A 12984-nucleotide genomic window follows, 5' to 3' on the forward strand; every position below is an offset into this window, starting at 1 on the left:
TGGAAAAAAATGGCCGCACGATCCATCATCGCGCTTGTTTCTGTCGCCGAAGTGGTCGCAAGCGATCTCGCCGACCATCTCGAACGGCGCGGTCATGACGTGCGCACGGTGCGGCAGCCGTGGGAGGCCGAATCCTTGCTTTCCGGAAACGGCATCGATGTCGTCGTCGTCGGCGATAGCCTCAGCCAGGCGGAAGGGCGTGATCTGCTCAAGCGCCATGGCGGCGAGGGCGGGCCAGATTTCATCCTGATCTGCCGGCCAGCCGATCTCGTCGACAAGGTGCTGGCGCTCGAACTCGGCGCCGCCGACGTCGTCGAGAGTCCGCTCAATGTCAGGGAACTCGCCGCCCGTATCGGCGGCTTGCTGGCACGGCGCGGCAGGAACGCCGGGGAATTGGTCGTGCTGGAGAACGCGACGGTCGACCTCCGGTCGGCCATGGTCATGCATCGCTCCGGCACGGAAGAACAATTGTCGCCGGGTCAGGTGGCGCTGCTCAGATTGTTCCTGGCCAGTCCGCGCAAGGTCTTGACGCGCGACGACATCATTGCCGCCGCGCCCGCCGAAAATGCCGATGCCTTCGATCGCTCGATCGATTCGCGCATCGTGCGACTGCGCCGCAAGCTCGACACCGAAACCATCACCACGATAAGGGGTGCCGGCTACCGGTTCGATCCGCCGACGCAGTTCGCCGACTGAGGCCGAGCCCCTCACCGTATTGTCCACAGGCCCAGGCGCTCAGCGCACGACAAGAAGCGATGGACCTGACGGCATTTCGCTGGCCGTGACGAGTTCGCTCGCATGAGCACGATCCCTAAGAAGCACGGTGGCGAGGCCGGCAAAGCCGAGCAGGCCCTGTGCGTAGAGGAGTGCGGAAAGCACCGAAGCTGCAAATTTCGTGTTCATCGTTTTCGTCCCCATATTTGGTTTAGGTTCGCTTCAGGGAAACCCCCGAAGTGCCCGCGCCGCCAGCGGAGCCCCCCGTTGCGGCGCGGGCACTTCGGTCCTCTCGGCTGCAAGTTGCCGGAGGTGCCGCGCATCTTCTTCAGCCCAAAACCGACCCGCCAGAGGGCCTTGAGCCGGTTATGCGCAGGCTGGACACGATCTAGACCGTGGCGAAAAACAGTGCGGCATGCAGCGTCGAAACTTCGCCTAGAGTCATCCCCGCAAGCTTCGTCGTCTGGCTGCCGGCGAAGGTGCCGACGCCGCCAATCAACGCTGCGGCTACGCTTATCCTGAATAGCCAGGAGATCGCGTTCGACTGCATGGTCATCTTCGTTTGTGCCGGCTGTTTTCGTTGGGTCAACTTTGCGGGTGGCCTGTATCCAGATCATGCCGCTCGAGTCCGCGCTTTGTTGCCGATTGGTTTCGAGCCAAGTCACTGTGCTTTCATGTGAGGGAAGACCGCACTTTCCCCGGAGATGGCAGTAGCTTTCGCGGGTTCGGGCTCGACCAGGCAAACCGTCCTGTCCTTGCTTTCACCCCTGCAAACGCCTCGGATCGGCCTCCGGCCGTTAACCAGAGGAAACAGATTCGAAACAGAAACGTCCGCCGTGCGAAATCAATTCGAAACGTGACCCAACGACAAGCCAGTCATCGAATTGGGGCCGGCCATGCCCGGCAGACAGGGGGATAACATGTACACTGCCATTTCCGCCAAGCTCATCAACATCGCCGCCGCCGTCACCGCGGGCACGGTTCTTCTGTTCGGCGCCGGCAACGGCGTTGCCCATGCCGCCAATCGGGCCGCCAATCAGATCGTGGCGCGGATTTCGCTTTCGCAGCAGACGATGGAAGTCCTCGTCGACGGGCGGCCGACCTTCGCGTGGAAAGTCTCGACCGGCGGCAAGGGGCATGTCACTCCGACCGGCTCGTTCAAGCCGACGCGCATGCACCAGATGTGGTATTCGAGGAAATACGACAGCGCGCCGATGCCGCATTCGGTCTTCTTCAAGGGTGGCTACGCCGTGCATGCGACCAATTTCGTCAAGCGCCTGGGACAGCCGGCCTCGCATGGCTGCGTGCGGCTGCATCCGGACAACGCCGCCGATTTCTACCAGCTTGTCGAGATTTTCGGTCCGGCCAACACCCGGATCGTCATCATCAAATAGATAGCCAAGACGATCCGCTTTTATAAATACGTTGTGGTCGGACATCACTGCCCAAGAAAAAGGCCGGAAATTTCCGGCCTTTTGTCAATCAATCAACCGGTGCCGGCATCAGCTTCGGGTCCGGCTTCTCGGCGTGATGCGGCAGGTCCTTGCTGGCAATGAAGGTGTAGAACATCGGCACCACGAACAGGGTGAACATGGTCCCCACCAGAATGCCGGTGAAGATCACCAGGCCCATCGAATAGCGCGCCGCCGCGCCGGCGCCGCTGGAGATGATCAGCGGCACCACGCCGAGCGCCATCGCAGCGGTCGTCATCAGGATCGGCCTTAGCCGCACTCTGGCCGAGGCGACGATCGCATCCCGCCGCCGCATCCCATGGAGCTCGCGCTGCTGGTTGGCGAACTCGACCAGAAGAATGCCGTGCTTGGTGATCAGACCGATCAGCGTGATCAGCCCGACCTGCGTGTAGATGTTAAGCGTTCCCAGCCCCAGATTGAGCGGCACGATCGCGCCGAAGATCGACAGCGGCACCGACATCATGATGATCAGCGGATCGCGGAAGCTTTCGAACTGCGCCGCCAGCACCAGATAGATGACGAGAACGGCTGCCGCGAAGGCGATGATGATCGTGTAGCCCTGTTCCTTCTCCTGCCGCGACTGGCCGGTATAGTCGATGAAGAACGTGTCGGGCAGGCTTTCCCTGGCGATGTCCTCGATGGTCCTCAGCCCGTCACCGGTGGTTAGGGTAGGCAATGGCAGAGCGGAAATCGTGGCGGAGTTCAATTGGTTGAACTGCTCGATCACGGCCGGCGAGGCGTTGGTCGAGATCTTCACCACCGCCGAGAGCGGCACCATCTCGCCCGACGCGCTGCGCACGAAATACTCGGCCAGCTTTTCAGGGTTGTCGCGGAAGTTCTGCGGCACCTGCGGGATGATGTCGTAGCTGTTGGATTCGCGGTCGAATTGCGCCACTTCGGCGCCGCCGACCAGGAGGGTCAGCGTCCGGCCGATGTCGGCGATCGGCAGGTTGAGCGCCGCGGCGCGATCGCGGTCGATCGTCACCGTCACTTGCGGCGCATCGAAGGACATCGAATTCTGCACGGCGAGGAAGCGACCGGAGGCCTGCGCCTTGTTCTTGATGTCCTCGGCCGCCTCGAACACCTGGGAGGCATCGCCGGTCGAGCGCACCACCATGGTGACCGGCAGGCCGCCGCCGGAGCCGGGCAGCGTCGGCGGGGCGAAGACGAAAGCCTCGACGCCCGCCACCTTGGCAAGGCGGGCGGTGATGTCTTCCTGAAGTTCCTTCGAGCTGCGCTCGCGCTCGGCCCAGTCCTTGAATGCGAAGCCGACGAAGGCGTTGTTCGTCGGGCCTTGGAACGCGACGGCGGAGAACCGCGCCCTGGTTTCGGGGATGTCGTTCATCAGCCCGAGAATCTGGTTCACATAGGTCTCGGTGTAGTCCGACGTGGCATAGCGCGGCGCATTCACAATAGACAGCAGGAAACCTTGGTCTTCTTCCGGCGCCAATTCGCTCGCGGTCTTGGTGAACATGAAGCCGGTCGTGGCGACCAGTGCGATGACGATCATCAGCGTCACCGGGCGGTATTTCAACGAGCCGCTGACCAGCCGCTCGTAGATGTTTTCGACGCGCCCGAACGTGTTATCGACAATACGCTGGAAGCGGCTGTGCGAGCCGGCCCTCAGGATGCGTGCCGACATCATCGGCGTGACGGTGAGGGCAACGACACCCGAAAGCACCACCGAGCCGGCAAGCGTCACCGCGAATTCGCGAAACAGTGCGCCGGTCAGGCCGCCGGTGAAGGCCAGTGGCGCGAACACAGCGGCCAGCGTTATCGTCATGGCGATGACGGCGGACGAGATCTCCCGCATGCCGTTGAAGGCCGCCTGCATCGGTGACAAACCTTCTTCCTCCATGTGGCGATGAATGTTTTCCACCACCACGATGGCATCGTCGACGACGAGGCCGATCGCCAGCACCATGGCCAGCAACGACAAAAGGTTGATCGAATAGCCCAGCGAAAACAGCAGGAAGCAGACGCCGATCAGCGACAGCGGAATGGTCACGATCGGCATCAGCACCGAGCGGAACGAGCCGAGGAAGAGCAGGATGACGACGATGACGATGGCGACCGCTTCGCCGATGGTCTTGAACACCTCCTCGATCGAGGCGCTGATCTGCTCGGTCGAATCGTAGACGATCTCGATCGTCATGCCTTGCGGCAGCGTCTCCTGGATCGTTGGCACAATGTCGTGGATCGCCCCCGCCGTCGTCAGCGGATTGGCGGCCGGCGTCGGGAAGATGGCGAGGAAGATGCCGGGCTTGCCGTTGAAGCTGACCCTTGTGTCGGTGTTCGCTGCGGCGAGCTCGACGCGTGCCACGTCGCGCAGCCTCACCACATTGCCGTCTTTCGAACGGAGCGGAAGAGCGGCGAAAGCCTCCGGCGTCTGCAGCGTCGAACGGACGGTGATGGAGGAGGCGACATATTCGTTTTCGGTGTTGCCGGGTGCTGACAGGAAATTCGATTCGTTGATGGCGGTCAGCACTTCCGATGCCGTCACGCCGCGCGCCGCCAGTTTGATCGGGTCGATCCAGACGCGCATCGAATATTCGGCGGCCCCGAAGATCTGCACGTCGGCGACACCCTCGACCGTCGACATGCGCGGCCGCACCACGCGCTCGATATATTCGGTGAGCTGTTCCGGCGTCATGTTCGGATTCTGCATCGAGATATACATCATCGCGAACTGCTCGCCGGTGCCCTTGACGATCACCGGGTCTTCGGACTCGTCCGGCAGGTCGCCGCGCACGCCTTGCACCTTCGAGAGGACTTCGTTCAGCGCGACGTCGGGGTTGGAGCCGAGTTTCATCTGCACCGTCACGGTGCTGGAGGAGGCCCGGCTTGCCGACGTGACATAGTCGATGTTTTCGGTCGAAGCGACGGCACGGGCGATCGGCGCGGAAATGAACCCCTGGATCAGGTCGGCGCTGGCGCCGGGATAGGCCGTGGTGATCGTGATGGCCGTTTCTTCGACCTCCGGATACTGCCGGATCGAGAGGCTGAAGATGCCCTGGAAACCCAGAAGCAGGATCATCAAGGCGAGCACGGTCGAAAGGACCGGACGGCGAATGAAGATGTCGGAGAAGCTCATTTCTGGGCTGCCTGCTGGTTTGCCGGCTTGGTCGGATCGATGGTGTTGTCGACGGCAACGGACATGCCGTTGGAAAGGCGGTTCTGGCCGGCGGTAACGACTTCGTCGCCGGGCGCGATGCCTTCCAGGATCTCGACCAGGCCGGCATTACGGCGGCCTGGCTTGACGAACACCTGGGCAAGCACGAGCTGCGGCTTCTGTTCTTCCGCCGTCGGTGCGGCCGGCGTTGCCGCCGGTTCTTCCTCGGGTTTTGCCGCGCGCGCCTCGGCCGCGGATTTCGCACTATCCGTGGCCGGCTTTTCTTCCGCGTTGGCCGCGGCGGCAGGGGCGGCGCCATTGGCCGCGGCTGGCTTCGCCGGACGCACGACAAAGACGAAGTCGCCGTAGAGGCTGGAGGTCAGCGCGGTCTGCGGCACCGTCAGCACGTTGTTTTCCTCGGGCAGTTCGACGCGCACCTGCACGAACTGGCCAGGGGTCAGCTTGCCTTCGGGGTTGGCGACCTCGGCTCTGACCATCACCAGCCGGCTGGTCGGGTCGATCTTCGGGTCGATACCGCGGATGGTGCCAGCGAACGGCAGCTCGCCGTCACCAACGCCAAGCCGTACCTTCTGGCCGATCTTGAGCAGCGGAAGCTGCTGTTCGGGAACCGAGAAATCGGCCCGCATCGTCTCCAGATCCTGCAGGGTGGCTACGGAAGTGCCGGGTGAGAGATACTGGCCGAGGTCAATCCTGGGGATACCCACGGTACCGCTGAAGGGCGCGGTCAGCAGCTTCTGCTCGAGCACCGCCTGCAGCCTGTTGACCCGCGAAGCGGAAGCCAATGCGGCTGCCCGCGCCGTATCGAGCGTCGATTCCGAGCCGACATCGCGTTTCTGCAATTCAAGGGCGCGTGTCAACGCCGTCTGGTCGAGCGCTGCTTGCGCCTTCGTCGCCTCGAGATCGGCGCGTTCGGCGGCATCGTCGAGCTGAAGGAGACCCGCGTTGGCTTCAACCTTCTGATTGGCGTGAAACAGGATGTCCTTGACGATGCCGGCGGTTTCGACGGTTAGATCGACGCCGCGGACCGCACTGACAGTGCCGATCGCCTCGACGCCCGGCGTCCATTCCGTCGGCTTGACGATCATCGTCGACACGGTCGCGGCAGGGGGCTTCATCGTGGCGAAGAACTGCTGCATCGCATTGTCCCGGAACAAATTGAAGCCGACGATGCCGCCGCAGACCAGCACGAGCAGAACGAAGGCGATGATGAAGCGCTTGATCACGAACAGTCCCCTTGGCCATGGCCCGGCACAACAGTCGGATGACCCAAACACATACCTGTGACTGGTCCCGATTTCAAATGACGGCGACCTTACTGTACCGTCTGGACGGTCTTGTCAATTCCGCGTAGGCTAATGTATGGGGAGCGACTGATGAAGGCCCGCCGAACAAATTCGCGTGATAAAATTCTCGCCGCCGCCGCCGATGTGGCACGCGAGACAGGGCCCGGCAGCCTGTCGCTGGACGCCGTCGCCAGCCGTGCCGGCGTGTCGAAAGGCGGCTTGCTGTACAATTTCCCGACCAAGGCGAAACTGATGCAGGCGCTGGTAGAGGATTACCTGCGCGCCTTCGAGCAGGCGCTGGACGCGGCCCGCACTGCCGGCGTCGGCGGCGAGAGCCCGCTTGCGACCTACATCAAGCTTTCAGCCGAACATGCCGCGGAATCGAAACCGTCAGCTTCCTGGATATTTTCGGCAATCGCCGAGGATCCCGATTTCCTGACGCCGATAAAAGCGTTCAGGCGGCAGGTTTTCGAGCGCCTCAAGGGAGAGACGCCGGACCTCAAGGCGCTGCTGGTCTGCTACCTCGCCATCGAAGGACTTCGCAGCATGAATCTCTTCGACTCGGACGTCCTCTCACAGGACGAACGTCGGTTGCTGGTATCCTCCTTGTTGGAGATTGCGGGATAGATGCCGCGCAGCGCTGCAGGATAAAGCTATTGTGACAGGCCATATGGTTGAGCTGATCTGGCCAGGGTGAGGAACTTTTGTCCGCCTCGCGATTTTGGATGTATGGTGAGAAGCCGAACGGCCAGAAGGGGATTGCCAATGACAACGAAACGCTTTGCGATTCTTGCTCTCGCTTTCGCGATGGGCTGCAGCATGGCCTTCGCTGGAAATCGCGACCAACGGGCTGATTCCGAGCGCTACGTTCCCGCCGAAGGCAACATCATCGACATTCTGTTCGGCGGCCCGCGCTACTATGACCAGCAGTTGTTCACGACAGCCGCAGGAGCCTGCTCCTACGACGCGAATGCGTTGAACAAGATCAACGATCACCATTGCGGGAAGTAGGCAGGCTTCAGCGCCTGACAGTCTTCTTCATCTGCTCGATGATCTCTGCCATCAGCGCCAGGTCGCGGCGGGAGTCCGCTAGGTCGGTCAGCGGCTTCGTCCCGTCGGTGATGTGGCGGTGGAAGGTTTCCAGTTCGTTGGAGAAGGCGTCGCCATACAGTGGCCCGAATGTCCGCGTCACTGGGCCGGCTGCTCCGGCTTCCGTCACTTCGAGCCGCGTCGGTAGGCTGCGGATGTAGGGCGTGTCGTAAATGATGCGGACCCGTTTGGTGTTCGAGCGCACCTCGATCATGGCATCGAATAGGCCGAGATCGTCGACGACCGCATCGTAGCAGCAGGCGAAGTGGCCGTAGTCGAAGGTCACGCTGGTGTTGGCGCCGCCATTGGTGCGGTGCGCCGCCAGCACGCGGGCCGGTTCGCCGAGCAGCCCGCGCATCGCCGAAATATGGTGCGAGCTCAGCGCCGTCAGGCCGCGATAGGCGCGTACGAGATCGGCGGGCGCATCGCTGCCCACCACTTCGCGAATCAGCGCCTCGCGCTCCCCGGCGCCGCGTGCCAAAAGGGTCGGATCGATGTCGGTGGGATAGAGGACGTTCTGGCTCTTCTTCAGGAAATGCCGGCCCTCGGAGATCAGGTCGAAGATGCGGACATGGGTGATGTCGGCGAAGTCAGGCAGTTCCTCTATCGCTGCCAGATAGGCCGGAGCGTAGCGGCGCATGTAGCCGACGAAGATCGTTTTGGCGTAGTTTGGCGTCAGCGCCAGAAGCTCGTCGATCTCGCGCACCGTCAGGCAGGCGGGCTTTTCCAAGAGGACATGCTTGTTCGCCTGGACGGCGGCTTGGACGAAACGGCTGTGGGTCTCGTCTGACGAGAGGATGAAAACCGCGTCGATATCCGGCGAATCGATTAGCGCCTCTGCCGTTTCGAAGGCTTTGGCGGTCGGGTATTCGGATGTGCACAGCGCCATTAGGCTCGGCGACACATCATAGATGCCTGATACCAGCCAGCTGTCGCGCTGATCGCTCAGCACCGGCAGATGGATCGATTGCGCGACCTCTCCAAGACCCACTAGCCCGACACGGATCACCGCCACGGCAGACTCCCTTTGCAATCCAATTGTTTCAGCCAACAACTCGCTATAGCTACAGGTGCGGCTCGACCCGGCCGTCCGTCATGCAGCGCCGGTGACGAGCGCGACGAGTTCGTTGCCGGTGGTCTCGGATGAACGGACGGTCGCCACCATCCGTCCCGCTCGCATCACCCAGATCTGGTCGGACAGGCGGCGCACCTGATCGAAATTATGGCTGACCAGGATGACGCTGACGGCCTGTTCGCGCAGCCGCCGGATCAGGGCTTCGACATTGGCCGTCTCCTGCACGCCGAGCGCTGCGGTTGGCTCGTCCATCACCACCAGCTTGGCGCCGGAACCTGCGGCGCGGCAGATCGAGATCGCCTGTCGCTGTCCGCCCGACAGGCGCCGCACGCGCTGGCTGACCGAAGGCATGTTGATCGACAGGCGCGACAGCATGGCGCGCGCCTGCTGCTTCATCGCCTTGCGGTCGAGCAGGGCGAGCGGGCCGATCCGGTGCACGATCTCACGGTTGAGGAACAGGTTCTGAGCGACTGTCAATTCGTCGATCAGCGCGAGGTTCTGGTGCACCGTCTCGATGCCGGCCTTGCGCGCCTCGTCGGGATTGGCGAAGGGGTGCAGCCGGCCGTCGAAGAAGATCTCTCCCGCATCCGGCACATGCACGCCGACCAGGCAGCGTATCAGCGTCGACTTGCCGGCGCCATTGTCGCCGATCACCGCGGTGACCTCGCCGCGGCGGGCCTGGAAGGCGACATCGGTGAAGGCGCGGATGCCGCCGAAATGCTTGCTCAGTCCTTCGCAGGCGAGGATCGCGTCGGCCGACGGGGAGTGACTGACGGCGCTCATTTCTGATACCGCATGATCAGTGCCGCCAGCACCACGATGGCGCCAACGGCCAAGGGCTGGTAGAAGGCCGAAACGCTGAGCAGCGTCAGCCCGTTGACGAGAGCGGTGAGCATCAGCGCTCCGATCGCCGGGCCGAGAATGCTGGCGCGTCCACCAAACAGGCTGACGCCTCCCAAGACGACTGCCGCCACCGAATTGAGCAGAAGGCTGGTATTGATCTGCGGTTCGGCCGAGCCGATGCGCGCGACCAGAAGCAGTGCGGCGATGCCGGCGCAGAAGCCCGAAATCGTATAGGCGGCGATCTTGACCCGGTTGGTGCGGATGCCGAGCGCGCTGGCGCTTTCGACCTGGCCGCCGGTCGCCAGCAGATGCACGCCGAAGCGGGTGTGGTAGAGCGCGATATGCGCCACCAGAACGGCTGATATCGCCACCCAGACGGGATAGCCGAACGGTCCAAAGGAGCCCGAGGCCAGCCGCAGCAGGAAAGTCGAGCCGACCATTATCGGCTCGCCGCCCGACAAGATCAGGCCGAGCCCGGTGACGCCCGAAAGCGTGCCGAGCGTTACCACGAAGTCGGGTATTCGCCCGGCTGTGATGAGCGCGCCGTTAAGGAAACCGACCGCGCTCGTGGCAGCTACGGCGAGCACGCAGGCGAGAAAGATGCCATAGCCCGCGGCATCGACGAGGCCGAGGATGATGGCGCCCAGCATGACGGCTGCCGCCAAGGAGAGATCGATGCCGGCGGTCGCGACGACGAAGGTCTGGCCGATCGACAGCACGACCAGGATCGCCGCGGCCAGCAGCAGGGCCTGCAAATTGGCGATGCTGAGAAAGACCGGCTGACTAATGCCGAAGACGATGACGAGGCCGACAAGGCCGACGACCGATGCCCAGTCGGCCCAGAAGGAAGGATCCAGGAGGAGAGCCGACAGGGAGGGGCGGCTCTCCTCCGCCGCGCCCGCGGTATGCACGGGCGCGTTTTGTTCAGGAATGGTCACTTCAACATCTCGCGGAAGGGATCGGGATAGTCGCCGCCCGGACGCGGGAAGTTCTTCAGCGAGGCTTCGGCATTGTCCTTGTTGATCAATAGAACCGGCGCCGGCACGTTGGCGGGCAGTTCCTTGCCCATGGCCGCTGCCTTGCAGGCTTCCACGCCCATGGCACCGACGACATAGGGATATTGCGCGACGGTCGCGGCGAGTTCGCCAGCCGCCACCGATTTCAACGCGTCGACGATGCCGTCGAGGCCGATCACCTTGACATCCTTGCCCGAGGTCTGGACGGCGCGCTGAACGCCGAGCGCCATGATGTCGTTGGCGGCGAAGAAGCCGGCGAGATCGGGATGTGCGGCTAGGATGTCGGTGGCCGCGGTGAGCGCCTTCTCGCGATCCCAGTCGGCACTGACCATCACCACGACTTCGAGCTTGCCTTCGACAGCCTGCTTGAAGCCCTTGATGCGGGCGTTGCTGCCGACATCGCCGACAATGCCGGCCACCAGCGCGACCTTGGAGCCTGCAGGAACCAGCTTCAGCATCTCTTCGCCTGCCAGCACGCCGGCGGCAACGTTGTCTGTGCCGATATAGGTTGAGATGGTGAAGCCCGCGGCCTTGGCCTGCTCGGCGTCGATGGTGCTGTCGATGTTTACGATCGGCTTGTTCTTCTGGGCGACAGGCACAAGTGCCTGGACGAGGTTGCTGACGCTGATCGGATTGACCAGATAGCAATCGAAATCCTGCATGGCCATGGCGGTCAACCGATCGGCCTGGCCGGTAGCATCGCCCATATTGGCGGCTGCCTGGATAGTGACGGCCACGCCGTCGGCCTTGGCCTGCTCTTCGATTCCCTGATGCATGTACTGGAAGAAGGGATTGTCGAGACCCTTGACGATAGCCGCAACTCGGGCTGCGTCCTGGGCTTGGGCCGGCATTGAAATAGCGGTTGCAAACAGTCCTGCGCCGAGCGTCAGGCAATTGAACATACGCATGCTCTTCCTCCTCTTAATTGTTGGTTGTGTCGCAATCGAACCGTTGCCCGGCAAACGGAATGGCTGTGCCGGCGAAGGCCAGCCCGGCGCTTGCGATAACACACTGCCGATCGATCAGCGATTGCCAAACGGCTTGCGGGTTCCGCGCCCGGTTCGGGCGGCTTTTCGTGTCAGGCATTTCTCCTCCCAGAGCGCTGACCGATGCCTGTCAGCATTTCCGCATGTTTTCGAAAAATTTGACACGCGTCAAGTTTTAAAATGGTGTGCAATGGTTTTTCGATGTGCTGCGATGCAGCAGAAATCGACACTGCTGGGAAGTCGAAGCAGGATCGATGCGGCGTCGTCAGTGGTCCGGGTCAAACTGTAAGTGCACGTTGTCAAGCCGGTTGCAGAGGCGTTAGCGCTGGGCTGTTGGTGCGAAACAGGTGGCAAGCCGATGGCGAGATGTCGAGCGCGATCGGTCTGTGCAACGGCGTCCTGTCGCCGCCTTCGGCCTGGACGACCAGCGTGATGTCAGGCGCGATCTCGACATGCAGGATGGTCAGGCTGCCAAGCCGCTCCGCCAGCACGGCTTGCCCCTTGAATCGTCCGTTGGTCGAGACGCGGAGATGTTCCGGCCGCATGCCGAGCAGCAGTTCGTCGCCGGATTTGCTTGCACCGGCCGCGACCGGCAAGGTCAACGCCTCGCCGTCCGGCAAGGTCACGGTGACGCCTGCGGCGCCAGTCGAGGCCACCTTCAGCTCCAGCAGGTTCATCTTCGGCGAACCGATGAAGCCGGCAACGAAGATATTTGCAGGCCTGATACAGAGATCGAGCGGCGAGCCGACCTGCTCGATCGAGCCGCCGTTCAGCTCCACGATCTTGTCGGCCATAGTCATGGCCTCGGTCTGGTCGTGGGTGGACATAGATCATCGTCGCAGCAAGATGTTCATGCAGGCGCATCAGCTCGAGCCGCATGCTGACCCGCAAGGCGGCGTCGAGATCGGACAGCGGCTCATCGAACAGGAACACTTTGGGATTGCGCACGATGGCGGGGCCGATAGCGACACGCTGGCGCTGGCCGTCCGGCAGCGCCTTCGGCCGCCGGTCGAGTAGATGCGAAAGCTACAGCACCTCGGCTGCCTCTCGCACCTTGCGCTCCTTTTCGGCGGCGGAAACGCCGGCGATTTTTTAGCGCAAAGCCCATACTCTCGGCCACCGTCATGTGCGGATAGAGCGCGTCGGACTGGAACACCATGGCGAGCCCACGCTCGGACGGATCGATCTCGTTGGCGCGCACGCCATCGATCAGCAGGTCGCCGGCGGTGATCTTTTCCAGCCCGGCAATCATGCGCAGCAGCGTGGACTTGCCGCAGCCCGACGGGCCAACGAAGACGACGAATTCGCGGTCCTCGACGTCAAGGCCTCGATGATCTCGATGGATCCGTAGGACTTGCGCGCGCCGCGCAGCT

At 62.7% G+C, this 12984-nt stretch carries 12 protein-coding genes and 1 pseudogene; 4 read left to right on the forward strand and 9 right to left on the reverse strand.

Translation table 11 applies throughout. The annotated features are described in order from the left end of the window. The first annotated feature begins 9 nt into the window (after window positions 1–9). The gene (locus NMG70_RS23915; RefSeq protein ID WP_254026805.1) at window positions 10–696 is read left to right on the forward strand and encodes a response regulator transcription factor; all 687 of its coding nucleotides are present in this window, start codon (window positions 10–12) and stop codon (window positions 694–696) included. Between the two features lie 39 nt (window positions 697–735). On the opposite strand, the gene NMG70_RS23920 is transcribed toward NMG70_RS23915, so the two are convergent. Both NMG70_RS23920 and NMG70_RS23925 read right to left on the reverse strand, forming a co-directional pair. Next, entirely contained in the window at window positions 736–903 is a 168-nt protein-coding gene (locus NMG70_RS23920) for a hypothetical protein (RefSeq protein WP_254026806.1), read from the reverse strand. Window positions 904–1102: 199 nt separating this feature from the next. Further along, window positions 1103–1264 carry a hypothetical protein gene (locus NMG70_RS23925; protein ID WP_254026807.1) on the reverse strand — a complete coding sequence of 54 codons (162 nt, stop codon included), beginning with the start codon at window positions 1262–1264 and terminating at the stop codon, window positions 1103–1105. A gap of 370 nt (window positions 1265–1634) precedes the next feature. Here NMG70_RS23925 and NMG70_RS23930 point away from each other — a divergent pair, with 370 nt between their 5' ends. Beyond that, window positions 1635–2108 (forward strand): L,D-transpeptidase, encoded by a 474-nt coding sequence (locus NMG70_RS23930; protein WP_254026808.1) that lies wholly within the window; start codon window positions 1635–1637, stop codon window positions 2106–2108. Window positions 2109–2196: 88 nt separating this feature from the next. On the opposite strand, the gene NMG70_RS23935 is transcribed toward NMG70_RS23930, so the two are convergent. Beyond that, window positions 2197–5280 (reverse strand): efflux RND transporter permease subunit, encoded by a 3084-nt coding sequence (locus tag NMG70_RS23935; RefSeq protein ID WP_254026809.1) that lies wholly within the window; start codon window positions 5278–5280, stop codon window positions 2197–2199. Beyond that, window positions 5277–6542 (reverse strand): efflux RND transporter periplasmic adaptor subunit, encoded by a 1266-nt coding sequence (locus tag NMG70_RS23940; RefSeq protein WP_436798449.1) that lies wholly within the window; start codon window positions 6540–6542, stop codon window positions 5277–5279. The genes NMG70_RS23935 and NMG70_RS23940 overlap by 4 nt, the downstream gene beginning before the upstream one ends. 150 nt (window positions 6543–6692) lie before the next feature. Here NMG70_RS23940 and NMG70_RS23945 point away from each other — a divergent pair, with 150 nt between their 5' ends. Continuing rightward, on the forward strand, window positions 6693–7229 hold the full coding sequence (locus tag NMG70_RS23945) for a TetR/AcrR family transcriptional regulator (protein ID WP_254026810.1): 537 nt from the start codon (window positions 6693–6695) through the stop codon (window positions 7227–7229). A 138-nt stretch (window positions 7230–7367) separates the two neighbouring features. Then, window positions 7368–7613, forward strand: a complete 246-nt coding sequence (locus NMG70_RS23950; RefSeq protein WP_254026811.1) for a hypothetical protein — start codon at window positions 7368–7370, stop codon at window positions 7611–7613. Between the two features lie 7 nt (window positions 7614–7620). Here the strand turns inward: NMG70_RS23950 and NMG70_RS23955 are convergent, their stop codons facing one another. The 5 genes and pseudogenes from NMG70_RS23955 to NMG70_RS23975 all read right to left on the reverse strand — a co-directional run bounded on the left by NMG70_RS23955 (window position 7621) and on the right by NMG70_RS23975 (window position 12982). Continuing rightward, the gene (locus NMG70_RS23955; protein ID WP_254026812.1) at window positions 7621–8706 is read right to left on the reverse strand and encodes a Gfo/Idh/MocA family protein; all 1086 of its coding nucleotides are present in this window, start codon (window positions 8704–8706) and stop codon (window positions 7621–7623) included. 78 nt (window positions 8707–8784) lie between these two features. Next, window positions 8785–9549: an ATP-binding cassette domain-containing protein gene (locus tag NMG70_RS23960; RefSeq protein WP_254026813.1), complete on the reverse strand. Its 765-nt coding sequence runs from the start codon at window positions 9547–9549 to the stop codon at window positions 8785–8787. Continuing rightward, window positions 9546–10547: an ABC transporter permease gene (locus NMG70_RS23965; protein ID WP_077373163.1), complete on the reverse strand. Its 1002-nt coding sequence runs from the start codon at window positions 10545–10547 to the stop codon at window positions 9546–9548. Before NMG70_RS23965 ends, NMG70_RS23960 begins: the two co-directional genes overlap by 4 nt. Continuing rightward, window positions 10544–11533 carry a sugar ABC transporter substrate-binding protein gene (locus NMG70_RS23970; protein ID WP_254026814.1) on the reverse strand — a complete coding sequence of 330 codons (990 nt, stop codon included), beginning with the start codon at window positions 11531–11533 and terminating at the stop codon, window positions 10544–10546. The genes NMG70_RS23965 and NMG70_RS23970 overlap by 4 nt, the downstream gene beginning before the upstream one ends. Before the next feature lie 377 nt (window positions 11534–11910). Next, window positions 11911–12982: pseudogene (locus NMG70_RS23975) on the reverse strand (ABC transporter ATP-binding protein). Window positions 12983–12984: the final 2 nt, after the last annotated feature.

This window comes from Mesorhizobium ventifaucium (assembly GCF_935822925.1).
Classification (GTDB): Bacteria; Pseudomonadota; Alphaproteobacteria; order Rhizobiales; family Rhizobiaceae; genus Mesorhizobium; species Mesorhizobium ventifaucium.